19 protein-coding genes and 2 tRNA genes are annotated in these 23,049 nt (G+C 67.0%); 12 read left to right on the forward strand and 9 right to left on the reverse strand.

What is annotated here, in order from left to right; all coding sequences use genetic code 11:
- Positions 1 to 60 precede the first annotated feature (60 nt).
- The gene (locus ACP690_RS07040) at positions 61 to 1,281 is read left to right on the forward strand and encodes an acyl-CoA dehydrogenase family protein (protein WP_426260707.1); all 1,221 of its coding nucleotides are present in this window, start codon (positions 61 to 63) and stop codon (positions 1,279 to 1,281) included.
- 55 nt (positions 1,282 to 1,336) lie between these two features.
- Positions 1,337 to 2,401 carry an acyl-CoA dehydrogenase family protein gene (locus tag ACP690_RS07045; RefSeq protein WP_426260604.1) on the forward strand — a complete coding sequence of 355 codons (1,065 nt, stop codon included), beginning with the start codon at positions 1,337 to 1,339 and terminating at the stop codon, positions 2,399 to 2,401.
- 99 nt (positions 2,402 to 2,500) lie between these two features.
- Here the strand turns inward: ACP690_RS07045 and ACP690_RS07050 are convergent, their stop codons facing one another.
- Complete coding sequence (locus ACP690_RS07050; RefSeq protein ID WP_426260605.1) at positions 2,501 to 3,760, reverse strand: TetR/AcrR family transcriptional regulator; 1,260 nt, start codon at positions 3,758 to 3,760, stop codon at positions 2,501 to 2,503.
- A 156-nt stretch (positions 3,761 to 3,916) separates the two neighbouring features.
- On the opposite strand from ACP690_RS07050, the gene ACP690_RS07055 reads away from it, so the two are divergent.
- From ACP690_RS07055 to ACP690_RS07080, 6 genes are all read left to right on the forward strand, one after another.
- On the forward strand, positions 3,917 to 5,179 hold the full coding sequence (locus ACP690_RS07055; RefSeq protein WP_426255930.1) for an acyl-CoA dehydrogenase family protein: 1,263 nt from the start codon (positions 3,917 to 3,919) through the stop codon (positions 5,177 to 5,179).
- 142 nt (positions 5,180 to 5,321) lie between these two features.
- Positions 5,322 to 6,404: a Zn-dependent alcohol dehydrogenase gene (locus tag ACP690_RS07060; protein WP_147034748.1), complete on the forward strand. Its 1,083-nt coding sequence runs from the start codon at positions 5,322 to 5,324 to the stop codon at positions 6,402 to 6,404.
- Between the two features lie 169 nt (positions 6,405 to 6,573).
- Positions 6,574 to 7,626, forward strand: a complete 1,053-nt coding sequence (locus ACP690_RS07065) for a phosphotransferase family protein (protein WP_426260606.1) — start codon at positions 6,574 to 6,576, stop codon at positions 7,624 to 7,626.
- Between the two features lie 88 nt (positions 7,627 to 7,714).
- Positions 7,715 to 8,479, forward strand: coding sequence for an SDR family oxidoreductase (locus ACP690_RS07070; protein WP_017979211.1), 765 nt, complete (start codon positions 7,715 to 7,717; stop codon positions 8,477 to 8,479).
- Complete coding sequence (locus ACP690_RS07075) at positions 8,479 to 9,279, forward strand: SDR family NAD(P)-dependent oxidoreductase (RefSeq protein ID WP_426260607.1); 801 nt, start codon at positions 8,479 to 8,481, stop codon at positions 9,277 to 9,279. Before ACP690_RS07070 ends, ACP690_RS07075 begins: the two co-directional genes overlap by 1 nt.
- A gap of 36 nt (positions 9,280 to 9,315) precedes the next feature.
- Positions 9,316 to 10,503, forward strand: a complete 1,188-nt coding sequence (locus tag ACP690_RS07080; protein ID WP_426260608.1) for an energy transducer TonB — start codon at positions 9,316 to 9,318, stop codon at positions 10,501 to 10,503.
- Here the strand turns inward: ACP690_RS07080 and ACP690_RS07085 are convergent.
- The 6 genes from ACP690_RS07085 to ACP690_RS07110 form a co-directional block, all read right to left on the reverse strand.
- Positions 10,430 to 11,338: an acyl-CoA thioesterase gene (locus tag ACP690_RS07085; protein WP_241891237.1), complete on the reverse strand. Its 909-nt coding sequence runs from the start codon at positions 11,336 to 11,338 to the stop codon at positions 10,430 to 10,432. The two genes, ACP690_RS07080 and ACP690_RS07085, sit on opposite strands and share 74 nt — an antisense overlap.
- Positions 11,338 to 12,465, reverse strand: coding sequence for an acyl-CoA dehydrogenase family protein (locus ACP690_RS07090; protein ID WP_426260609.1), 1,128 nt, complete (start codon positions 12,463 to 12,465; stop codon positions 11,338 to 11,340). Before ACP690_RS07090 ends, ACP690_RS07085 begins: the two co-directional genes overlap by 1 nt.
- 140 nt (positions 12,466 to 12,605) lie before the next feature.
- On the reverse strand, positions 12,606 to 13,796 hold the full coding sequence (locus ACP690_RS07095; protein ID WP_426260610.1) for an acyl-CoA dehydrogenase family protein: 1,191 nt from the start codon (positions 13,794 to 13,796) through the stop codon (positions 12,606 to 12,608).
- Positions 13,793 to 15,112 carry an amidase family protein gene (locus ACP690_RS07100; protein ID WP_426260611.1) on the reverse strand — a complete coding sequence of 440 codons (1,320 nt, stop codon included), beginning with the start codon at positions 15,110 to 15,112 and terminating at the stop codon, positions 13,793 to 13,795. Before ACP690_RS07100 ends, ACP690_RS07095 begins: the two co-directional genes overlap by 4 nt.
- A gap of 151 nt (positions 15,113 to 15,263) precedes the next feature.
- A complete protein-coding gene (locus ACP690_RS07105; protein ID WP_426260612.1) occupies positions 15,264 to 17,291 on the reverse strand; it encodes a 3-hydroxyacyl-CoA dehydrogenase NAD-binding domain-containing protein in 2,028 nt (675 codons plus the stop codon).
- A 53-nt stretch (positions 17,292 to 17,344) separates the two neighbouring features.
- Positions 17,345 to 18,565, reverse strand: a complete 1,221-nt coding sequence (locus ACP690_RS07110; RefSeq protein WP_426260613.1) for a serine hydrolase domain-containing protein — start codon at positions 18,563 to 18,565, stop codon at positions 17,345 to 17,347.
- Between the two features lie 128 nt (positions 18,566 to 18,693).
- On the opposite strand from ACP690_RS07110, the gene ACP690_RS07115 reads away from it, so the two are divergent.
- The 4 genes from ACP690_RS07115 to ACP690_RS07130 all read left to right on the forward strand — a co-directional run bounded on the left by ACP690_RS07115 (position 18,694) and on the right by ACP690_RS07130 (position 22,009).
- Positions 18,694 to 20,457 (forward strand): class I adenylate-forming enzyme family protein, encoded by a 1,764-nt coding sequence (locus tag ACP690_RS07115; protein WP_426260614.1) that lies wholly within the window; start codon positions 18,694 to 18,696, stop codon positions 20,455 to 20,457.
- 51 nt (positions 20,458 to 20,508) lie between these two features.
- Entirely contained in the window at positions 20,509 to 21,747 is a 1,239-nt protein-coding gene (locus ACP690_RS07120; RefSeq protein ID WP_426260615.1) for an AI-2E family transporter, read from the forward strand.
- Positions 21,748 to 21,791: 44 nt separating this feature from the next.
- Positions 21,792 to 21,868, forward strand: a tRNA-Asp gene (locus ACP690_RS07125).
- A 64-nt stretch (positions 21,869 to 21,932) separates the two neighbouring features.
- Positions 21,933 to 22,009 (forward strand) — tRNA-Asp (locus tag ACP690_RS07130).
- A gap of 147 nt (positions 22,010 to 22,156) precedes the next feature.
- Here the strand turns inward: ACP690_RS07130 and ACP690_RS07135 are convergent.
- Complete coding sequence (locus ACP690_RS07135) at positions 22,157 to 22,363, reverse strand: DUF2842 domain-containing protein (RefSeq protein WP_063685333.1); 207 nt, start codon at positions 22,361 to 22,363, stop codon at positions 22,157 to 22,159.
- A complete protein-coding gene (locus ACP690_RS07140; RefSeq protein ID WP_426260616.1) occupies positions 22,360 to 22,896 on the reverse strand; it encodes a 5-formyltetrahydrofolate cyclo-ligase in 537 nt (178 codons plus the stop codon). Before ACP690_RS07140 ends, ACP690_RS07135 begins: the two co-directional genes overlap by 4 nt.
- Between the last annotated feature and the right edge of the window lie 153 nt (positions 22,897 to 23,049).

Consider the following 23,049-nt stretch of genomic DNA (forward strand, 5'->3'; position numbering starts at 1 on the left):
TTCATGGCATGGCTATCCGCAGCATACCCGATCTTCAGATTCGGGATCAGGAGAGACATGATGGCGACTGCCCTCACCGCCGACGCCCCCACCGATCCGCTCGACGCCTTCCGCACGGAGGCACGCGATTGGCTGGCTGCGCATTTTCCCAAGGCCCTGGCGCATAAGGATGGCGGCATGTCCGCCGTCGAAGGCCCGCACGATCCCACGCCCGACGAAGCCGCCTGGACGAAGGCGATGGGCGAGAAGGGGTGGGGCGTCCCCACCTGGCCCGCGCAATATGGCGGCGGTGGCCTCAGCCGGGCCGAGGCGCGCGTGCTGCAAGAGGAAATGGCGCGGATTGGCGCGTGGAATCCGATCGGCGGCATGGGCGTGATGATGTTCGGCCCGACGCTGCTCGAATATGGCACCGAAGCGCAGAAGCAGGAGCATATCCCCGCCATCGCGCGCGGCGAGGTGCGCTGGTGTCAGGGCTATTCCGAACCCGGCGCCGGCTCCGATCTGGCGTCCTTGCAGACCTTCGCCGAGGACAAGGGCGACCATTATGTCGTCAACGGGCAGAAGACCTGGACCTCCGGCGGCCAATGGGCCGACAAATGCTTCGCGCTCGTCCGCACCGACAAGACGAAGAAGCATGAAGGCATCAGTTTCCTCCTGATCGACATGGATGCCCCCGGCGTCGAGGTAAAGCCGATCCGCCTGACCTCCGGCTCGTCGCCCTTCTGCGAAACCTTCTTCACCGACGTGAAGGTGCCGAAGGAAAACCTCGTCGGGCGCGAGGGCGAAGGCTGGACGATCGGCAAGCGCCTGCTCCAGCACGAACGCTCCAGCCTGTCGGGTGGTGGCGGCTCGGCCGGGCGTCTGCTCGCCGGCAAGCCGCTCAGCGAGATCGCCAAGGCCTATCGCGGCACCGACGAACAGGGCCGCATCGCCGATCCCGACCTGCGCACCCGCATCATCCGCCACGAAATGGACGTGCGCGCCTTCGTCCTGACGCTGCGCCGCGCCGCGGCCGAGGCGAAGTCGAACCAGGGGCCGTCTGCCGCGACCTCGATCATGAAGAACGTTGGCGCGCGTATCACGCAGGACCGCGCCGAACTCGCGATCGAGATCATGGGGATGAATGGTCTCGGCTGGGAAGGCGAGGGGTTCACCGACGAGGAATTGGCGCAGACCCGCACCTGGCTGTGGGGCAAGGCGGTGTCGATCTATGGCGGCAGCTCCGAAATCCAGAACAACATCGTCGCCAAGCGCATCCTCGGGATGCTGGACCACCAGTAACTGGCACCAATAACCGCCACCAACACCCGCGCACCCAAACTCAGGAGCTCACGGCATGGCCGTCCTCACCGAAGAACAGACGATGCTGCGCGACATGGCGCGCGAATGGGGCGACAACGAATCCCCGGTCACCGCCTTCCGCCGCCTGCGCAATGCCGCGCCCGCGGAAGGGTTCGACGTCAACGCCTGGGGCGACATGGGCCAGATGGGCTGGGGCGGCATCGTCGTGCCCGAAGCGCATGGCGGCTCCGAACTCGGCTATCTGTCGCTCGGCATGGTGATCGAACAGCTCGGCCGCACGCTCGTCGCGCACCCGCTTGGCTCCACGGGCCCGGCGGCAACGGCGATCGTGCTCGGCGACAGCGATGCCGCCAAATCCGAATGGCTGCCGCGCATCGCGAGTGGCGAGGCGGTGGCGACGCTTGCCATCGATGAAGGCTCGCTCCACGGCGGCGCCATCGACACCCGCGTCGAGGATGGCCGTCTCACCGGCACCAAGGCGTTCGTCGCGGAGGGAGACAGCGCCGCGGCCTTCGTCGTCGCCGCTGCCGACGGCCTGTACCTCGTGGCGGGCGACGAGGGCGTCACCCGCTCCACCCGCCGCATGGCCGATGCCCGCAGCCATGCCGAAGTCCGTTTCGACAAGGCTCCGGCGACCCGGCTCGGCGGCACGGACCTCACGGCCAAAATCGTCGACCATGCCACCGCGCTGGTCACCGCCGAAATGCTCGGCCTCGCCGAACAGGCGTTCGCCACCACCAACGATTATCTCAAGACGCGCGTCCAGTTCGGCCAGCAGCTCAGCACCTTCCAGGCGCTTCAGCACCGCATGGCCAAGATGCTGACCGAGCTCGAACTCATGCGATCGGTGGTGGAGGGGGCGCTGGAGGCGATCGATGCCCGCCGCAGCGACGTCTCGCAGAGCGTCAGCCTCTCCAAGGCGGTGGCGGGCGACACATTGCGCCTCGTCAGCCGCGAAATGATCCAGCTGCACGGCGGCATCGGCATGACCGACGAACATGACGCCGGCTTCTACATGAAGCGCGCAGCGGTGCTGGAGGCGATGTGGGGCAATGCCGCCTTCCACCGCGAACGCTTCGCGCAGCTCGCCGGCTATTGACGGATACGGGGCGGCCGATGCGCCGCCCCGCCCGATATTGGCGCCCTGATATTAGGCGCGTCCGTGCTTCCGTCGCGTAGGCCGCTGCGGGGCTAACGCTCACGCGTCGTGAAGCGCCCGATCGTCGAACAGGCCAAAGAACAAGGTCGAGGCATACATCGCCACCGCGCGCTCGCGCGGCATCGTTCCGGCCCATTTCCGCATATCGAATGCCGCATTCTGCAGGGCCATCAGCGCTTGCGCCGCCACCAGCGCATCGACCGGGCGGATCGATCCTTCGGCGATCCCGTCCATCATCGTGCCGGCGAAGCGCCGCGCGATCCGGTTGGAGCGGTCGACCATCGCGGTCCGTACGATCGCCGGCAGGCCCGACAGCGCCGTCGTCCGCAGCAGCGGTGCGCGCTCGGCGAACTGCACGTCCAGCAGCGTCGCGATCGTGCTGGACAGCCGTTGCCAGTGGCTGCCGCCGGTTTCATCCGCCAGTCGCTGCGCATCGCTGATCGTGTCGAAGCTGCGCCGATAGCAGGCGATGACCAGATCGTCCTTGGCATCGAGGTGATGGTAGAAGCTGCCCTTGGTGACGTTCAGCTCCGCCGCGATCCGCTGCACCGATGCGCCGCGGTAGCCCAGTTCGTTGATCAGCTGTGTCGCCGCCAGCAGGAAGGCCGCGCGCCCCGGTTCGGTTTCTTCATGGCTCAGATCGATCGGCTGCGGCGCCCAACGCGCGTGCGGCGCGGCGATGCCATGTTCGAACACGTCCATCAGCCGCGCTTCGATCCGATCGTATTGATCCGGTTCGTAGCGCAACACCCAGATCGGCAGCCAGAAGGTGTTTTCCAGCAGCACGTGCGCCCGCGCACCGAACAGGTCTGTCTCCGCGCGGCTGGCGGCGGGGCCCCATAAGGAGCGCGTCCGCCGGAACACCTCGCGCCAGCGATTCAGCAATCGGGTACGGTTGGGCTCTTCGCTGGCGCGCAGGTCGGACAGGACCGCCATCGCGCGATCCTCGCCGCGCTGCACGCGCGCCAGCCGGTCCATGATAAGGCCGAGATAGCGGCGCACGCGTGCCTGCGGCGTCGGTTGGGCGAGTGCATCGTCCAGCATGGCGAGCAGCTGGTCGAGCGTATGCTCGAACGCCGCCGCCGCCAGGTCTTCCTTGCGCTTGAAATAATAGGTGACGCTAGTCGTGTTCAGCCCTACGCGGCGCGCCACGTCGGCGAAGGTCATGCCCTTCGCGCTCTGTTCGTTGATCGCCTCCGCTGCGGCGGACAGGATCGCATCGCGCTTCGCCCGGAAGCGCTTGGTGCCCTGTTCCTCCGCCCCGACGGTCTCGCCGGCATCCGCCCCCGTTTGTTCCATCCGGCCAGTCTATCAATGCCGCTTTCGAAGAAACAGTGTTTTCTTGGGGTGTCCGGCGTCAGGCGTGAAAAAGCCATCGGAAGCGGGCGGATGGGACTTTACCGAATGTACGGTACGGCCTAGACCTCTGCCAAACATACGTTGGAGAGACGCCCCATGGACTTCACCCTGAGCGAGCGGGAAACCTATTTCCGCGACCGCGTCCGCCAGTTCATCGATTCGGAAATCCGCCCCCGCCAGGCCGAACATGACGCGCAGGAACATGAAGGCGAGCGCTGGAAGGTGATCCCCGTCATCGAAGAATGCAAGGCGAAGGCGAAGGCCGCGGGCTTGTGGAATTTCTTCATGCCGCCCAACTCGGGCCAGACCCATGTCGACGACACGTTCGCGTTCGAAGGTACGCAGCTCACCAACCTCGAATACGCCCTGTGCGCCGAGGAAATGGGCAAGATCGGCTGGGCGTCGGAGGTGTTCAACTGCTCCGCGCCCGACACCGGCAACATGGAGGTCTTCCACCGCTACGGCACGCGCGAGCAGAAGGAGCAATGGCTGCGGCCGCTGATGAACGGCGACATCCGCTCCGCCTTCCTGATGACCGAGCCCGCCGTCGCCTCGTCCGATGCGACCAACATCGAAACCTCGATGGTCCGCGACGGCGATCACTACGTCATCAACGGCCGCAAATGGTGGTCGTCGGGCGTCGGCGATCCGCGCTGCAAGGTCGCGATCGTGATGGGCAAGACCGACACCTCGGCCAAGCGCCACCAGCAGCAGAGCATGATCCTGATGCCGATGGACGCGCCCGGCGTCACGATCGAGCGCATGCTGACCGTCTACGGCTACGACCATGCGCCGCACGGCCATGGCGAGGTGGTGATGAAGGACGTGCGCGTGCCGGTCGAGAACGTGCTGCTCGGCGAAGGCCGCGGCTTCGAGATCGCGCAGGGGCGCCTGGGGCCGGGCCGTATCCACCATTGCATGCGCACCATCGGCGTCGCCGAAACGGGGATCGAGGCGATGGCCAAGCGCCTGCTCAGCCGCGTCGCCTTCGGCAAGCGCATCGCCGATCATTCGGTGTGGGAACAGCGGATTGCCAAGGCGCGCATCGACATCGAAATGACGCGCCTCCTGTGCCTGAAGGCCGCGGACATGATGGACAAAGCGGGCAACAAGGCCGCGCAGCTCGAGATCGCGATGATCAAGGTCGCCGCGCCGACGATGGCGCTGCAGATCCTCGACGACGCGATCCAGGCGCATGGCGGCGGCGGCGTCAGCCAGGACTTCCACCTCGCGCATGCCTGGGCGGCGCTGCGTACGCTCCGCTTCGCCGACGGGCCGGACGAGGTCCACAACCGCGCCATCGCCCGCGCCGAATTCGGCAAATATGGCGACTATGCCGCGGAACGCCCGGCGCGCTGATCTGCCCTTTATCGTCATCCCGGCGAAAGCCGGGATCCATGGACGCGATGACCTGACGAGGGCGTGCTCCACCAGCGACGCCGAAACCATGGATCCCGGCGTCCGCCGGGATGACGAAGACGAAACAGGAAAGGCCATTCCCATGAAAGCCGCCGTCCTCTTCGAACCCAAGACCCCGCTCCGTATCGAGGACGTCGCCGTCGCCGATCCGGCCCCGCACGAAGTCCTGATCCGCACCGTCGCAGTGGGCGTCTGCCGATCCGACTTGCACTTCGTCGATGGCATCTATCCGCACGCCCTCCCCACCATCCCGGGGCATGAGGCCGCGGGCGTGGTGGAGGCGGTGGGCAGCGAAGTGCGTACCGTGAAGGTCGGCGATCATGTCGTCACCTGCCTCAGCGCCTTCTGCGGCCATTGCGAATTCTGCGTCACGGGTCGCATGTTCCTGTGCGTCGACGCGGGCGTCCGCCGACCCAAAGGCGCGGCGCCGCGGCTGACGCTCGACGGCCAGCCGGTTGCCCAGATGCTCAACCTGTCGGCTTATGCCGAGATGATGCTCGTCCACGAGCATGCCTGCGTCGCGATCGACCCGGAGATGCCGATGGACCGCGCCGCGCTGATCGGCTGCGCGGTGACGACGGGCGCCGGGGCGGTGTTCAACACGACCGACGTCACGCCCGGCGAAACGGTGTGCGTCGTCGGCTGCGGCGGTATCGGCCTCGCCGCGGTGAACGCCGCCAAGATCGCGGGCGCGGGCAAGATCATCGCGCTCGATCCCGTGCCGGAAAAGCGTGCGCTCGCCGAGAAGCTCGGTGCGACGCACAGTATCGACGCGTTGTCGGACACGGCGGCGGACGAGGTGGTCGAGATCACGCGTGGCGGCGTCCATCATGCGATCGAGGCGGTCGGCCGTCCGCAGAGCGCCGCCACCGCAGTAAAGGTCCTGCGCCGCGGCGGCACCGCGACCATCCTCGGCATGCTGCCGCCGTCGGAGAAGGTTGGCCTGTCCGCGATCGACCTTCTCTCGGGCAAGAAATTGCAGGGTGGCCTGATGGGCAGCAACCGCTTCCCCGTCGATATCCCGCGCCTGGTGGATTTCTACATGCGCGGGAGCCTGGACCTCGACACGATCATCGCCGAACGCATGCCGCTGGATCGGATCAACGACGCGTTCGACGAACTCCGCAAGGGTGACGCCACCCGCAGCGTGATTACCTTCGCATGAGGAGTGCCCACAGTACCTCGTCACCCCGGACTTGGTCCGGGGGCCACCGGGCCGCACGGGCACGGCACGAGGCTCGAACCGCCCCCCTCGCCGCGGAGTGGACCCCGGAACGAGTCCGGGGTGACGGAGGAGGCGGGGCAGTCCATCGCGCATTCCAAAAGGCAGTCGCATGACCACACCCCCCGGCACCATCGCCGTCGCTGACAAGGACCGGCTCGACGAGGCGAACCTCACCCGCTGGATGGAGGCGAACGTCGCCGGCTTCACCGGCCCGCTCACCTACGCCAAATTCGCGGGCGGCCAGTCCAACCCGACCTATCGCATCGACAGTCCGTCGGGCGCCTATGTCCTGCGCCGCAAGCCGTTCGGGCCGTTGCTCCCCTCCGCCCATGCGGTCGATCGCGAATATCGCTTGATTGCCGGCCTGTACCCGACCGGCTTTCCGGTCGCGAAGCCCTATGGCCTGTGTACCGACGACGGCGTCATCGGCGCGATGTTTTATGTCATGGGCCTCGCCGACGGGCGCAACCTGTGGGACGGCACGTTGCCGGACTATACGCCCGACCAGCGCACCGGCATCTACAATGCGATGGTCGACACGCTCGCCGACCTCCACAACACCGATCACGTCGCCGCGGGCCTTGGCGATTACGGCAAGCCCGGCAATTACTTCGCCCGCCAGGTCGAACGCTGGACCAAGCAATATCGCGCCAGCGAAACCGAACACATGCCGGAGGTGGAGAAGCTCATCGACTTCCTGCCACGCACCGTGCCGGACCAGACGCGCACGTCGATCGTCCACGGCGACTATCGCATCGACAACATGATCTTCCACGCGACTGAGCCGCGCGTCATCGCGGTGCTCGACTGGGAGCTGTCGACGCTCGGCGATCCCCTCGCCGATTTCAGCTATTTCCTGATGAGCTGGGTAACGGAGCCGGAAGGCCGATCGGGCGTGAAGGGGCAGACCGGCCCCGACACCGGCATCCCGACGATCGAGCAGATGGTGGACCGCTATTGCGCGCGCACGGGGCGCGACGGCGTGCCCGACCTCAACTGGTATTTCGCCTACAATCTGTTCCGCCTGACCGGCATCGTTCAGGGCATCAAGAAGCGGATCGTCGATGGCACCGCGTCCAGCGCGCAGGCCGAACGGTCGGCGGCGCAGGTCCACCGCCTCGCCGCGGCCAGCTGGTACTTCGCACAAGAGGCTGGCGCATAATCAATGGCTTGGGTGGTATAGCTCGCATGAAGCGCGAAGCGAAAAAGATGGTTTCGTGTGACTTTTAGTGACTTTTGAAAGGGCCTCCATGTCGCTGTTCGACCTTACCGGCAAAGTCGCCATCGTCACCGGCTCCAGCCGCGGCATCGGCAAGGCGAGCGCGATCGAGCTCGCCCGCGCCGGTGCCCGCGTCGTCATCTCCAGCCGCAAGCAGGACGCCTGCGACGCGGTCGCTGCCGAGATCAACGCCGCGTTCGGGGAGGGCCGGGCGATCGCCATCGCCGCCAGCATCTCCGACAAGGCCGCCTTGCAGGCGCTGGTGGATCGGACCCGCGCGGCATGGGGCCAGATCGACGTGCTGGTCTGCAACGCCGCGTCCAACCCCTATTACGGCCCGCTTGCCGGCATCGCCGACGACCAGTTCCGGAAGATCCTCGACAACAACATCCTGTCGAACCACTGGCTGATCCAGATGGTCGCGCCCGAAATGCGCGAACGGCGCGAGGGTTCGATCGTCATCGTCTCGTCGATCGGTGGCCTGAAGGGGTCGGACGTCATCGGCGCGTATAACGTGTCCAAGGCCGCGGACTTCCAGCTCGCCCGCAACTACGCGGTCGAGTACGGCCCCGACAATGTCCGCGTGAACTGCATCGCGCCCGGCCTGATCAAGACCGACTTCGCCCGCGCGCTATGGGACACGCCGGAGGCGGAGACGCGCTCCAGCCGCCACACGCCGCTCAGGCGCCTGGGCGATCCCATCGATATCGCCGGCGCGGTCGTTTACCTCGCGTCCGACGCCAGCCGCTACATGACCGGCCAGGCGATGGTCGTCGATGGCGGGGTGACGATCTGATGGCCCGCTTCACCGACAAATCGATCATCGTGACGGGTGCCGGCAGCGGCATCGGCCGTGCCGCTGCCATGGCCTTCGCCGCAGAGGGTGGGCGCGTGCTCGTTGCCGACCTCACCGACGGGGCCGACGCCACGGCAGACGCGATCCGGCAGGCCGGCGGCACGGCGGAGGCGCTGCGCATCGATGCCGGCAGCGAAGCCGATGTCGTCCGCGCGATCGACCTCGCTTGCGAACGCTTTGGCGGCCTCGACATCATGTTCGCCAACGCCGGCATTTCGGGCGGTATGGCCAATATCTTCGACACCGACGTCGCGCTGATTACCGATGTGCTGCGCGTGAACCTGATCGGCCCGTTCCTCGCGATCAAGCACGCCGCGCCGCGCATTGCCGAGCGGGGAGGCGGCGCGATCGTGCTCACCGCCAGCGTCGCCGGCATCCGTTCGGGCGCGGGCTCGCCCGCCTATTCGGCGTCGAAGGCCGGCGTCATCAACCTCGCCGCGGTCGCCGCGCAGCAGCTGTCGGGCAGCAACGTCCGCGTCAACGCGATCTGCCCCGGCCTCACCGAAACCGGCATGACCAAGTCGACGTTCGACTATGCGCGAGAGGCGGGCAAGATGGACCGCGTCGGCCGCCTCAATCCGCTGCGGCGCGGTGCGCAGCCGGAAGAGCTGGCCAAGGTCGCCCTGTTCCTTGCCTCCGACGATGCCAGCTACGTCAACGGGCAGGCGCTGGCGGTCGACGGGGGTCTGTCGTCGAGCCACCCGGTCACGCGGCAGGAATATGGCAAGACCGCGGTGTGACTTGATGCCGTCACGCGGCGCGCGCAGGATGCGGCCATGCTGCTGATCCTCGCCGCCGCTCTCGCCGCCCCGCAGGCTGCTCCCCTGCCGATCATTTCGGTGCCCTCCGTCCCGCGCGCGCCGGAGTCGGGGCAATGGCTGCTCCACTGGACGATGAGCCCGGTGCTGTGCCGCGACGGGGGCAGCCAGCCGCCGGTGATGGCCGCCGAACCGCGCCGCACGGTCCTCTATTGGAACGGCAACGGTCGCGCCTCCGCGACGTTCGACTTCCGGATCGATGCCAGCGGTCGGCCGCTGACCATTGTGCGCCGCGGCAGTGGCTATTTGCAGGACGGCGACGATATCGCCCCGGCGCTTGCCGCGACCCGCTTCGCCGCGGGTGCTGCGCGAAAGGGGTGCGTCGTCACCTTCACACCCGATGTCAGCTCGGTCGCTGGCGCGCCGCTACACGATGTCATCGCGACCTTCATGACGCCGCGGACCACGCCGCCGCGCAGCATCTGGGATCGCATCCATGCCGGCGGCGATTGCGGCGATCCTGCCCCGCAGGCGCTGCTGCGTGCCTTTCCGGATTTCAAGGCGTTGCCCGATCAGCCGGGCTATGTCAGCTGGACGCTGATCGGCTTCGATGTGTGGGGCGATGGCAAGCCCAAGGCGATCCGCACGCTCGACAGCAGCGGCACGGCGCCGCTCGACCGGGCGGGGCGTGAGGCGGTGGCGCGCTCGCGCTTCGAGAAGGGCGCCCACAAGGCCTGCACCTTCGGCTATTTCAAGGCGCCGACCCTGCTGCCCGCACCGCCTGCGCCCGAAGAAGATGCCTGGCGTCCCGCCGCGACAACCTGTCCGCGCGAACATATGTGGGACCGGCGACCGCAGCTCGTTTATCCGACCAACTACAATGCGCGCAGCATCGAAGGCTGGGCGATGGTGACCTTCGACGTCGCGCCCTGGGGCGCGATCGGCAATGTCCATGCGCAGGCCGCCGAACCGACCGCCGATTTCGGCGCGGCCGCCGAAAACATGCTGCGCAGCGCGACGTTCAGGCCCGGCCCGGGCTATGTCGGCTGCATCGAACGCGTACGCTACGTCATCCGCAAGCCAGGCGAAAAGCCGGCATACGCGCCGCCGCCCGTCGTCACGCTGACGCCGATCAGCCGCGCGGAGCCCGCTTCCGGATCAGCCCTTCCTGCGCGACGCTCGCCACCAGCCGACCGTCCTGCGTGAAGATGCTGCCCCGGTTCATGCCGCGCGCATGGCCTGCCCAGGGGCTGTCGGTGACGTAGAGCAGCCAGTCGTCCGCGCGGAACGGCTCGTGGATCCACAGGGCATGGTCCAGGCTCGCGGTCTGCATTTCGGGCATCAGCCAGTTGACGCCGTGCGGCATCATGCTCGTCGCCATCAACGCCATGTCGGAGGCATAGGCGAGGGCCGCGCGATGCAGCGCCGGATCGTCGCCGATCGGCGCGGCGGTGCGGAACCAGGCGGCGTTGTTCGGCGCACGCTTCTCCGGCAGGAACCAGCTGCGCGGGTACAGCGGACGCATCTCGATCGCATTCTGCCGCCGCGTGAAGAAATCCCGGAACTTCTCCGGCACCTTATCCGCGACGGCAAGGCGCAGCTCGCGCTCCGACTTCAGCGTCTCCGGCGCCGGCACCTCGGGCATCGTGTCCTGATGGTGCAGGCCGTCCTCGGGCGCCTGGAACGAGGCGGTCATCGTCAGGATCGGCTGGCCCTGCTGCATCGCCACCACCCGGCGCGTCGCGAAGCTCTTGCCGTCGAAGTCGCGCGTCACCTGGTACACGATCGGGAAATTCTCGTCGCCCGGCCGCATGAAATAGGCGTGTAGCGAATGCGCATCCTTGCCCTCGACCGATCGCTGCGCCGCCTGCAACGCCTGCGCGATCACCTGCCCGCCGAACACCCGACCGCGGCCACCCGGTTGGCGGGGGCCGCGATACAGATCGGTATCGAGCGTCTCGACGTCGAGCAGCGTGACGAGCATCGCCGCCAGCTCTTCGGGCGTGCGCTCGCGATGCTCGATTGCGGCTTGGTCCCCCATCAATAGCCTGCCGCGCGCGCCAGCCGGTCGGCATGGAAGCCGGTGTCGCCGAACATTTCGGCAAGCACCCGGGCGCGCTTCATGAAGAAGCCGATGTCATATTCGTCGGTCATGCCGATGCCGCCATGCATCTGAACGCCTTCCTGAACGCTGAGCGTCGTCGCCATGCCGGTCATCGCCTTGGCGACCGACACCGCCTCGTCCGCCTCATCCGATCCGGCGTCAAGCAGTTGCTGCGCCTTCAGCACCGCGGCGCGTGCGACCTCCAGTTCGCTATAGAGGTGCGCAGCGCGATGCTGCAGCGCCTGGAAGCTGCCGATCAGCGTGCCGAACTGCTTGCGTTCCTTCAGATAACCGACGGTCATGTCCATCGCGCCGCCGGCGACGCCGAGCATTTCGGCCGACGCACCCGTCCGGCCGGCCCGCAGCAGCCGGTCGAGCCCGCTGCGCCCGCCATCGACTTCGCCGATCACCGCATCGGCATCGACCGTCACGCCGTCGAAGGTCATCCGCGCGGCGAGGCTCGAATCGGCCAGCCGCTCCGGCGACGCCTCGAGACCCGCAGCATCGCGCGGCACCGCGAACAGCGTCACGCCGTCCGCATCCTCCACCGACCCGGCGGTGCGCGCCGCGACGATCAGCAGGTCGGCGACATGGCCATGCGTGACGAACTGCTTGGCACCGTTCAGGCGAAAGCCGTTGCCGGCGCGTTCGGCGGTCATCGCGATCCGGTCGCGATGCTTGGGGCCTTCGTCGATCGCCAGCGCGGCGATCGTGTCCCCCGAGACGATGCCGGGGAACCAGCGGTCCGCCTGCGCGCTGCCCTTCAGCGCCTCGACCGCCGCGACCGCGGTGGCGAGGAAGGGGGAGGGGGACAGGTTGCGCCCGATCTCTTCCAGCACTACGCCCGCCTCGACATGGCCCAGGCCCAGGCCGCCCTGCGCTTCGGGCACCAGCACGCCGTTCAGGCCCATCTCGGCAAATTGCTTCCACAGGTCGCGCGAAAAGCCGGTGGGGTCGTTCGCATCGCGAAGCGCGCGCAGGTGGCTGACGGGCGCATGTTCGGCGACGAAGTCCTTCGCCGTATCGCGCAGCATCGTCTGTTCGTCGTTGAGGTAGAGGGGCATTCGAATGTCTCCAAAGCCCTCTCCCTGTGGGAGAGGGTTGGGTGAGGGCGGAGCAGCCTTTACGCTTCCTTCCGACCCTCACCCTTCCGCCGTGCTGCGTACGGCTCCCTCCCTCTCCCGGTGGGAGAGGGACATGTTGCTCACGCCCCCGGCAGTTCCAGGATGCGCTTGGCGATGATGTTGAGCTGGATTTCGCTGGTCCCGCCCTCGATCGAATTGGCCTTGGTGCGCAGCCAGGCGCGGGGCGCAGCGCCGGTGTTCGACCGCTCGCTTTCCCATTCCAGCGCGTCCGACCCGCCGGCGGCCATCATCAGCTCGTGGCGATCCTTGTTCAGCTCGGTGCCGACGTACTTCATCATGCTTGGCTGGGCGGGATGCGCGCGCCCGGCCTTCAGCTCGTCGATGAAGCGTTCGCTCATCGCCGCGAACGCCTTGGCACGCACCTCGAACAGCGCGATCTGCGTGCGCAGCACCGGGTCGGCGAGGCGGCCGTCATGATCCAGCCCGATCGTCGCGATCGCGCCCGCCACCAGCGGGCTTTCGCCCTGACCGCCCAGGCCCATGCCGGAGATCATCTCGCGCTCGTGGCCGAGCAGATATTTGGCGACGTCCCAGCCCTTGTTTTCCTCATGGATGCGGTTCGCCTTGGGCACCTTCACATTGTCCATGAAGGTTTCGCAGAACGGCGAATAGCCGCTGATCAGCAGGATCGGCTTGGTCGAGACGCCCGGGCTCTCCATGTCGAACAGCACGAAGCTGATGCCACCCTGCTTGGACGCCTTGCTGGTGCGGACGAGGCAGAAGATCCAGTCGGCCTTGTCGGCGTAGCTGGTCCACACCTTTTGCCCGTTGACGATATAATGATCGCCCGCATCCTCGGCGCTGGTCGCGAGGCCGGCAAGGTCGGACCCGGCGTTCGGTTCCGAATAGCCCTGACACCAGCGGATTTCGCCGCGCGCAATCTTGGGCAGATGTTCGCGCTTCTGCTCTTCGCTGCCGTATTTCAGCAGCGCCGGCCCGAGCATCGAGATGCCGAAGCTGTTGAGCGGATTGCGCGCCCGGATCGCGCGCATCTCTTCACGCAGCACCTTGGTTTCCGCGGGCGACAGCCCGCCACCGCCATATTCCTTCGGCCAATCGGGGACGGTCCAACCCCGTTCGCCCATCACCTTCAGCCATTGGGCCTGCGCCGGGTTGGCGGTGGGATCATAGTGGCGCCCACCCCAGCAGACGTCCTGATCCCCACGGATCGGCTCGCGCATGTCTGGCGGGCAGTTCGCCTCCAGCCAGGCGCGAGTGTCGGCTCTGAATTGATCGAGATCGGTCATCATTGGCTCCAGGCAAGCGCATGCGCCGCGCGGGCGGCGGCAAGCGCGGTGCGGTCTTGATACACATCGGCGATCACCTGCACGCCGATCGGCAGGCCGTCGCCATCGCGGCCGATCGGCACGCTGGTCGCAGGCAGCATCGGCAGCGTGGCGAGGCCGGGGAAGGCGAACTGGTGGAGGAACGGCGTATCCTCGCCGTCGATGTCCAGCCGTCGGTGGGGCAAGGGCGTGTCGTCATGTGGAAAGGCGGTCATGCCGACGGTCGGCGCGATCACGACGTCATACGTCTCGAACAGGCGGCGCCACTGGCGCTGCATGCGTGCTTGTTCGTCATGCAGGTGCAGCCAGGTCGCCAGCGTCGGCGGCTCATGCCCCGGCGGTTGCGGCCCGCGCACCGACATCGCGATGTTGAGCATCTGTTCATAGGCGGCGTTCTGCCGCTCGAGGTCGGGCAGCAGGTCGCTCGCCGTATCGACCGTCGCACCTTGCGCGCGGAAATGCTCGGCGAGATCGTTGATCGCATCCCGGATCGCGCGCTGCACCTTCGCCTTGGGCGCATCGACCAGCAGCAGGACGCGCCACTGCTCGCCATGGCGCTTGGCGGGCGCGAGGGGGTGGTCGGCGACGATCTGCAGCGCCGCCTCCAGATCGTCCGGATCGCGCGCCAGCGGCCCGATCACCGACAGGACCGACTTGGCGAAGTCGGTGCCGGGAAAGAAATGCCCGTCGGTCGGCAGCACGCCATAGGTCGGCTTGTGCCCCCACACGCCGTTGAACGCCGCGGGCACGCGGATCGAGCCGCCGATGTCGGACCCGAACTCCAGCGGCACCATGCCGCTCGCCAGCGCGACGGCCGAGCCGCCCGACGACCCACCCGCCACGCGCGCCGGATCGAACGCATTGCGTGTGCGGCCGTAAATCGGGTTGTTCGACTGGATATCGGCAAGCCGTGGCGGCACGTTGGTCTTGCCGAGGATGATCGCGCCCGCGGCCTTCAGCCGCCGCACGGCCACCGCATCCTCCGCGGCGACGAAATCGCGGAACTGCTCGACGCCGAACGTCGTCGGAAGGCCAGCGACGTTAAAGCTTTCCTTGATCGTCATCGGCACGCCGAGCAGCGGTGCGTCGAACCCCTCGGCGATCCGCGCGTCGAGCGCACGCGCCGCATCGCGGGCGCGGTCATAGTCTTTCACCACCACCGCGTTGAGGTCGCCGTTCGCCGCCTCGATCCGCGCAATCGCGGCTTCGGTCTGGGCGAGGGCGGTGGTGTCACCGGCACGGACGGCCGCGGCAGTGGCGAGGGCGGAGGGCGGGGTCATTGATTCCTCCCCCGCCAGGGGGAGGTGGCGCGCGCAGCGCGTCGGAGGGGGCGGACACGGTGCCCCCTCGACGGTGCGTCGCTGCCCGCCCCCTCCGTCAGCGCTGACGCGCTGCCACCTCCCCCTGGCGGGGGAGGAATTCGGATCGCCCTCACTTCAACCGCCCACCGCTGGCCGCGGCATCCTTCAGGCTCTTCGCCGCGGTGAAGCCGTGCTTCTCCAGCCCCGCCACGATCTTCCCCAGTCCCTCGCTCTGCGCCCAGAACATCGGGCCGCCGCGATAGACCGGCCAGCCATAGCCGTAGATCCACACCACATCGACGTCGCTCGCCCGCTGCGCCTTGCCCTCCTCCAGGATCAGCGCGCCTTCATTGACCATCGTGTACAGCGTCCGCTCGACGATCTCCTCGTCGGTGACCTCGTGCTGCGGCGTGCCGGTCTTGTCGCGCCATTCCTGGATGATCTCGGCGACCCGCGGGGACGGGGTGGGGTTCCGCTTCTCGTCGTAATCGTAGAAGCCCGCCTGCTTCTTCTGCCCCCAGCGCCCCTCGGCGGCGAGCGCGTCGCGGACATTCTCGATCCGGTTGGGATCGCGGTGCCAGCCGATGTCGACGCCGGCGAGGTCGGCCATCTGGAACGGCCCCATCGGCATGCCGAAGGCGACGTGGACACGGTCGATCTGTTCCGGCGTCGCGCCTTCCAGCAGCAGCTTGTTCGCTTCGACCTGCCGCGGCATCAGCATGCGGTTGCCGATGAAACCATAGGTGACGCCCGCGACGACCGCGACCTTCTTGATCTTTTTGGCGAGGTCCATGACCGTCGCCAGCACGTCCGGCGCCGTCTTCGCGCCGCGCACCACCTCCAGCAGCTTCATGACGTTGGCCGGCGAGAAGAAGTGCATGCCGACGACGTCCTGCGGCCGCTTCGTCACCGCGGCAATTTCATCGATGTCGAGGTAGGAGGTGTTGCTGGCGAGGATCGCGCCGGGCTTGGCCAGCCCGTCGAGCCGCGTGAAGATCTCCTTCTTCACGTCCATATTCTCATACACCGCCTCGATGATGAGGTCGCATTCGCTCAGCGCCTCGAAGTCGAGCGTCGGGGTCAGCGCGCCCATCGCCGCTTCGACCTGTTCGGGCTTCATCCGGCCCTTGGCGGCGGTCGCTTCGTAATTCTTGCGGATCACGCCGGTGCCGCGATCGAGCGCCTCCTGCGCCATTTCGACGATCGTCACGGGAATGCCGGCGCTCAGGAAGTTCATCGCGATGCCGCCACCCATCGTGCCGGCGCCGATCACGCCGACGCGTTTGATCGGGCGCTTGACGGTGTCGGCGGGAACGTCGTCGATCTTGGCCGCCTGGCGTTCGGCGAAGAAGATGTGGCGCTGCGCGGCGGACTGGTTGCCCGTCATCAGCTTCATGAATTCCTGCCGTTCGAAGGCGATGCCGTCAGCGAACGACGTCTCGGTCGCCTTGACGACGCAGGCGATGTTGGCGGCGGGCGCGTCAAAGCCGCGGAAGCGGCGGCCGTTGGCCTTCTCGAACGCGGCAACGGCATCCGGGTCGGGCTGTACCGTCCGCTCCGACGCACGCGGAATCGGGCGCTTCGCCTTCACCTCATTCGCAAAGGCGATCGCATCCGCCTCCAGGCTGTCTTCTCCAACGATCTTGTCGATCAGGCCGGCCTCCTGCGCCTTCTTGGCGCTGATCGGATCGCCCTTGGCGGTCATCTCCAGCGCCAGCGCGACCCCGGCAATGCGCGGCAGCCGCTGCGTGCCGCCCGCACCGGGCAGCAGGCCGAGCTTCACTTCGGGCGTGCCGAGCTTCGCCGAGGGCACCGCGACGCGATAATGGCAGCCGAGCGCCACCTCGCACCCGCCGCCCAGCGCCGTGCCGTGGATCGCCGCGACGATCGGCTTGGTCGACGCCTCAATCATGTCGACCACGGTGGGCAGGCCCGGCTCGACCATCGGTTTGCCGAACTCGGTGATGTCGGCGCCGGCGAAGAAGGTACGGCCATCGCAGCGGATCACCATCGCCGCGATCGAGGCATCGGCGACGCCTTCCTTGATCGCGGCCTCCAGCCCCTGCCGCACGGCTGCGCCCAGCGCATTGACCGGCGGGTTGTCGGAAATGATGACGAGCACGTCGTCGTGGCGTTCGGTGCGGATCGGCGAAGTCATCGGGTCAGTCCTTCCTAAGGCGTCCCCCGGTCGGCGCCGGGGTCACGAAATGGTCAATTGAGCGCGGCGTAGATCATCGTCTTCAGCTCGCGCCGGATCGGGTAGAGGCCCGACGGGCTCAGCTGCGTCATGAACACCATGTGCAGCCGCTCGACGGGGTCGATGAAGAAGGCGGTCGAGAACATGCCGCCCCAGTAATATTCGCCCTTCGATCCGGGTATCATCGTGCGGGCAACGTCCTGCGTCACGGCAAAGCCCAGGCCGAAGCCGGTGCCGGCATTCTGCGTCTCGCTGAACAGCGACCGCGACAGGCTGCTGAGGTCCTTGCCGCCCGGCAGATGGTTCATCGTCATCAGCTCGAGCGTCTTGCGTCCGACGATCCGCGCGCCGTCCAGCGATCCGCCATTCTCGCACATCCGGCAGAAGCGGTGATAATCGAGCGCGGTCGACACGAGGCCACCGCCGCCGGACAACAGCTTCGGCTGTCGGCTCCACGCGCTCGCCTCGCCCCGATCGTACATCACGCGCCCCTTGCCCTCGACCAATGTGTAGCAATCGGTCAGCCGGTCGGTCTTGTCCTCGGGCACCGCGAAGAACGTGTCGTGCATGCCCAGCGGGCCGAAGATGCGGGTGGCAAAGAACTGGTCGAGCGGCATGCCCGACACGCGCTGCACGACCGCGCCAAGCACGTCGGTCGCAACGGAATAATTCCACGCCGTCCCCGGCGAGAATTCCAGCGGCAGCTTGCCCAGCGCCGCGACGAAACCGTCGAGGTCGTGGTTGCCGTGCCAGCTCTCCAGCTTCGATTCGCGATGCGCGGCGTCGATGTTCGACCGGTTCTGGAAACCATAGGTCAGTCCGGCGGTATGGCGCAGCAGGTCGAGCATGCGCATCGGTTCGGTCGTCGCTTTTGTGACGAACGGAACGCCACCACCGCCGCCGTCATAGACGCCGACGCCTTTGAACTCGGGCAAGACGTGATGGACGGGCGTATCGACCGCGACCTTGCCCTGCTCGACCAGCATCATGAAGGCGAGGCTGGTGATCGGCTTCGTCATGGACGCGATGCGGAAGAGCGAACGTTCGTCGATATTTGGCCCGCCTTCGCGCGCCGCCCCCTGATGCGAAAAATGGGTGATCTCGCCATCGCGCGCGATCAAAAGCTGTGCATTTGGCAGGCGTCCGGTGTCGAGGTAGCGCGCCTTCAGAAACGCGTCGATCGCCGCCAGCCGATCGGGGTCGAAGCCCAGCGCGCGTGCATCGGTGTCGGCCATGCGGTGACATACCCCAGTTTCGAACTTATCTGCTCTATTGCCTTGAGCGGCGGCGGAATCAACAGTAACCTTTCATCGAAACGCCGTAACCGCAAGCGCGGTCGGGACGATATGGAGAGGATGCCGACATGGCCAGCGCGCCCGCTAGCGAGCCGATCGTACCCCTGCCGCCGACATGGCCGGCGATGCCGCTGCCTCAGGTCGATGCGCTGCTGACCGCGCCCGGCGCGAAGTTCGAGATGGACGAGGTCGTAATCCGCGGCGTGCCGACTCGGGTGTGGAAGAATGCGCCGCCGTCGATGCGCTTCCTTCTCGAGGCGAGTCGCGGCCACGGCGATCGGCTGTTCGTCATCTACGAGGACGAGCGCGTGTCGTATGAGGCGCATTACCGCGCCGTCGCCGCGCTTGCAGCGCATCTAGTGGCCTTGGGCGTGGGGAAGGGGGATCGCGTCGCGCTCGCGATGCGCAACCTGCCCGAATGGCCCGTCGCCTTCTTTGCAGCCGTATCGATCGGCGCGATCATGGTGCCGCTCAACGCCTGGTGGACGGGTGCCGAGCTGGATTACGGGCTGCGCGATTCGGGTTCGCGCGTGCTGATCGTCGATGACGAACGTCACGCGCGCTTGCACGATGTCTATGGCAACCTGCCACAATTAGAGCGGGTGATCGTCGCGCGCGCTTCGACGCCGCTGGCGGAGGGCGTGGAGCGGCTCGAGGATATCATCGGTACGCCGCACGACTGGCCGAACCTGCCCGCCTCACCGCTGCCGCCCGCCCAGATCGCCCCGGACGACGAGGCGACGATCTTCTACACCAGCGGCACGACTGGCGCCCCCAAGGGTGCGCTGGGCACGCACCGCAATTTCATGACCAACATCCTGTCGAGTGGGTTCACCGCGGCGCGCAGCTATCTGCGCCGGGGCGAAGCGCCGCCCGATCCCACACCGCGCGTCAGCCTCACCGTCATTCCGATGTTCCACGTCACGGCCTGTTCGGCGGGGATGATGGGGACGATCGCGACTGGATCGACGACAATCTACATGCGCCGCTGGGACACGGCGCGCGCGCTGGAGATCATCGAGCGTGAGCGCGTCAATATGACCGGCGGCGTGCCGACGATCGCCTGGCAGCTGCTCGAACATCCGGATCGCGCGAAATACGATCTCTCGTCGCTGGAAACGATCGCTTATGGCGGCGCGCCCTCGGCGCCCGAGCTGGTGCGGCGCATCTATCAGGAATTCGGCGCGCTGCCGGGCAATGGCTGGGGCATGACCGAAACGACCGCGACGGTCACGCAGCATGGCGCCGAGGATTATCTCAACCGACCGGCGAGCGCGGGCGCGCCCGTCGCCGCGGCGGATATCGAAATTCGTGCCGACGACGGCGTCACCGTGCTGCCCCGTGGCGAGATCGGCGAGCTTTGGGCGCGCGGGCCGATGATCGTGAAGGGCTATTGGAACAAGCCGGAGGCGACCACAGCGACCTTCGTCGATGGCTGGGTGCGCACCGGCGACCTTGCGCGGATCGATGACGACGGCTTCCTGTTCATCGCTGATCGCGCCAAGGACATCGTGATCCGCGGCGGCGAGAACATCTATTCGATCGAGGTGGAGAACGTGCTCTACGCCCATCCCTCGGTCACCGACGCTGCGCTGGTCGGCATTCCGCACCGGACGCTGGGCGAGGAACCGGCGGCGATCGTCCACCTGTGCCCCGGTTGCACCGCGACCGAGGCGGAATTGCAGGGGTTCGTGCGCGAGCGGCTGGCGGCGTTCAAGGTGCCCGTCGCGATCCGCTTCCTGCCCGAACCGCTGCCGCGCAACGCCAATGGCAAGATCCTGAAACGCGAGCTGAAAGCGCTGTTCGAGGATCATTCCGCCGCCGCCGCTTAGGCGGTGCAAACAGGGGGGTGGCGGCGCGCGAAAATGCGCTAGAGCAGGGGGATGGCCGACGATCCCGAACCTGCTCCCCCGTCACCCTCCATCACGCCCGAGGAGCAGATCGCGCTCGGCGCGCCGCTGATGCCCGGCACCCGCAGCGAGATCGGCCGCATCGCGCAGCGCCGCGATCGCCTGCTCGCCGCCTTCACGCTCATCGCCGGTATCGGTCTTGCGCTCGGCACGCCCTTCGCGCTCAAATCGGGCGCGGAATTCTTTCTGCCGCTGACGACGGCGCTGGTGATCGCCATCGCGCTGGTGCCGGTGCTCGAATGGCTCGAACGGCGCGGCATCCCGTCCGCGATCGCAGCGCTGTTCTGCATCCTGGTGTTCCTGATCATCGCCAATATCGCGATCGCCGCGATCGTCGTGCCGGCGACGGACTTCTTCCAGCTGCTCCCCAGCCGGATCACGCGAATCCAGCACAATCTGTCGCCGTTGCTCGACCTGTATTCGACGCTCGAAAAATCCGTGAACAAGATGTTCCGGCAGATCGCGTCGACGCCGGTGCGTCAGCCGCAGACCGCCGCGGTCGCACCGCCCAGCTCGATCCTGGAACTCGCCGCGACATCGGCGCCGACGGTGATCGTCCAATTCTTCTTCGGTATCCTGATCGTCTTCTTCTTCCTCTCGGGATGGACCGGCCTGCGCAAGAAGACGATCACCGGGCGTACCAGCTTCGACGGCGCGATGGCGACCGCCCGGGTGATCCAGGACGTCGTCGACGACGTGTCCGCCTATCTCGGTACGATCACGCTCATCAACCTCACTCTGGGCGGCATCGTCGCGGGCGCATTGTATTTCCTCGGCATGCCGTCGCCGCTGATGTGGGGCGGTATCGTCGCGCTGCTCAACTACATCCCCTATTTCGGCCCGATCCTGGCGGCATTTCTGCTCGCGATCGGGGGGTTGATGACGTTCACCGATATCTGGCTGGCACTGATCCCGCCGGGCGTGATGATCGGCTGTCACCTCGTGGAGGCGAATGCGATCACGCCGCTGATCGTCGGCCATCGGCTGACGATCAGCCCGCTGATGATCCTGGTGTCGATCAGCTTCTGGGGCTGGGTATGGGGCACGACGGGCGCCGTGCTGGCGGTGCCGCTGCTGATCATCATCCAGACCGTGCTGGGCGCGGCGGGCAAGCCGGATATCGCCGGATTCCTGTTCGAACACGGCACATTGGTGCATCAGGAACGCGCCCGGCGACGCCGGAGCGAGGGGGAGGGCGAAGAAGGTCGTTGACACCCCCCGCGCCCTCGCTTAGTGGGCGCGCCTCAACGCTTTCAGCGGGTGTAGCTCAGTTGGTTAGAGCGCCGGCCTGTCACGCCGGAGGTCGCGGGTTCGAGCCCCGTCACTCGCGCCATTCCTTCCCGGAATGGTATGATTTGCCGAGACAAGCATAGCGCATTGCGCCGCGTGCCGAACACGCGGGTGTAGCTCAGTTGGTTAGAGCGCCGGCCTGTCACGCCGGAGGTCGCGGGTTCGAGCCCCGTCACTCGCGCCACCGGTCAGGACCGGTGGCATCCGCCCCAGGGGCGTCGATCCTTTCCCCATATGTCATGGCTTGCGTTAGCCGATCGAGCGGCGTCCATCCGCTATCCAAACACGGGCTTACCGTGCTTCTCGACACGCACAGGGCGCGCGGACTGCGTTACCGCCAGCGCCCGGTCTCCATCCACAGCAGCAGCGGCTTGAGCGGCAGGATCCAGACGATCCCGGCAACGAGATAGAAGGGCGCCTGCAGCCACCATGGCCATGTGCCGACGACACCCGACAGGCTGACGATCCCGACGCACCAGATCGCGATCAGGCTCAGGATGATGAGCATGCCGGCGGGTTTGCGCCACGTGGGGGTCATAAGGCGATCCAGTCTGATTCGGTGGCGATGGCGTGAAGTGGCATATCCCACGGATCGGCCGGCAGCGCAGCGACTCGCTGCACCGACCATGCAATCCCCACCCGCCATGCAGCGGGATGGGCGGCAAAGGCGCGATCGTAATGGCCAGCCCCTTGCCCCAGGCGGTTTCCAGCGTCGTCGAAGCCCACGAGTGGCGTCAGGATGATGTCGGGCGACACCTCGGGTGCATCCGCTGCGGGTTGCAGCAGGCCAAATGCGCCGCGTTCCAGCGGCTGCGATGGGTCCCACGACAGAAAGCGAAGCGGTGCGGCGCGCGTCGTGACATGTGGCAGCGCGAGTGCGCATCCTGCGGCACGCGCCGCGTCAGCCAGCGGCGCCGGATCGGCCTCGCTACCCAGCGGCCTATAGCTTGCAACGATCAATCCTGGCCGCAAGCGGGCAACGAACGCTGTTGACGACCCGATCGGTGCCTTCGGCGCGAAGCCGTCACGAACAGCGCGCAGGCGGGCGCGGAGGGCGAGCTTGTCGGTCATCGCTCCACGCGGTCACGAGAGGAGAGGGGCGGGTGGCGGGACCGCCATGGCCGTGTGCCAAAATATCCACTGACGCCCTGTAACGTCAGGTGGGGACCATGTGCGTCGGACCAGGATCCGGGCAGGGACAGCCCCCATGGATGATGAATAGCC

The organism is Sphingomonas sp. DC4900, assembly GCF_049896485.1.
Classification (GTDB): domain Bacteria; phylum Pseudomonadota; class Alphaproteobacteria; order Sphingomonadales; family Sphingomonadaceae; genus Sphingomonas; species Sphingomonas aquatilis.

Coding starts and splice junctions, on each gene's coding strand:
- ACP690_RS07110 (WP_426260613.1), bottom strand. CDS start 18,565: ATGGCCGACACCGATGCACGCGCGCTGGGCTTCGACCCCGATCGGCTG.
- ACP690_RS07070 (WP_017979211.1), top strand. CDS start 7,715: ATGTCGCTGTTCGACCTTACCGGCAAAGTCGCCATCGTCACCGGCTCC.
- ACP690_RS07090 (WP_426260609.1), bottom strand. CDS start 12,465: ATGCCCCTCTACCTCAACGACGAACAGACGATGCTGCGCGATACGGCG.
- ACP690_RS07115 (WP_426260614.1), top strand. CDS start 18,694: ATGGCCAGCGCGCCCGCTAGCGAGCCGATCGTACCCCTGCCGCCGACA.
- ACP690_RS07135 (WP_063685333.1), bottom strand. CDS start 22,363: ATGACCCCCACGTGGCGCAAACCCGCCGGCATGCTCATCATCCTGAGC.
- ACP690_RS07050 (WP_426260605.1), bottom strand. CDS start 3,760: ATGGAACAAACGGGGGCGGATGCCGGCGAGACCGTCGGGGCGGAGGAA.
- ACP690_RS07105 (WP_426260612.1), bottom strand. CDS start 17,291: ATGACTTCGCCGATCCGCACCGAACGCCACGACGACGTGCTCGTCATC.
- ACP690_RS07055 (WP_426255930.1), top strand. CDS start 3,917: ATGGACTTCACCCTGAGCGAGCGGGAAACCTATTTCCGCGACCGCGTC.
- ACP690_RS07045 (WP_426260604.1), top strand. CDS start 1,337: ATGGCCGTCCTCACCGAAGAACAGACGATGCTGCGCGACATGGCGCGC.
- ACP690_RS07080 (WP_426260608.1), top strand. CDS start 9,316: ATGCTGCTGATCCTCGCCGCCGCTCTCGCCGCCCCGCAGGCTGCTCCC.
- ACP690_RS07060 (WP_147034748.1), top strand. CDS start 5,322: ATGAAAGCCGCCGTCCTCTTCGAACCCAAGACCCCGCTCCGTATCGAG.
- ACP690_RS07075 (WP_426260607.1), top strand. CDS start 8,479: ATGGCCCGCTTCACCGACAAATCGATCATCGTGACGGGTGCCGGCAGC.
- ACP690_RS07120 (WP_426260615.1), top strand. CDS start 20,509: ATGGCCGACGATCCCGAACCTGCTCCCCCGTCACCCTCCATCACGCCC.
- ACP690_RS07040 (WP_426260707.1), top strand. CDS start 61: ATGGCGACTGCCCTCACCGCCGACGCCCCCACCGATCCGCTCGACGCC.
- ACP690_RS07065 (WP_426260606.1), top strand. CDS start 6,574: ATGACCACACCCCCCGGCACCATCGCCGTCGCTGACAAGGACCGGCTC.
- ACP690_RS07085 (WP_241891237.1), bottom strand. CDS start 11,338: ATGGGGGACCAAGCCGCAATCGAGCATCGCGAGCGCACGCCCGAAGAG.
- ACP690_RS07100 (WP_426260611.1), bottom strand. CDS start 15,112: ATGACCCCGCCCTCCGCCCTCGCCACTGCCGCGGCCGTCCGTGCCGGT.
- ACP690_RS07095 (WP_426260610.1), bottom strand. CDS start 13,796: ATGATGACCGATCTCGATCAATTCAGAGCCGACACTCGCGCCTGGCTG.
- ACP690_RS07140 (WP_426260616.1), bottom strand. CDS start 22,896: ATGACCGACAAGCTCGCCCTCCGCGCCCGCCTGCGCGCTGTTCGTGAC.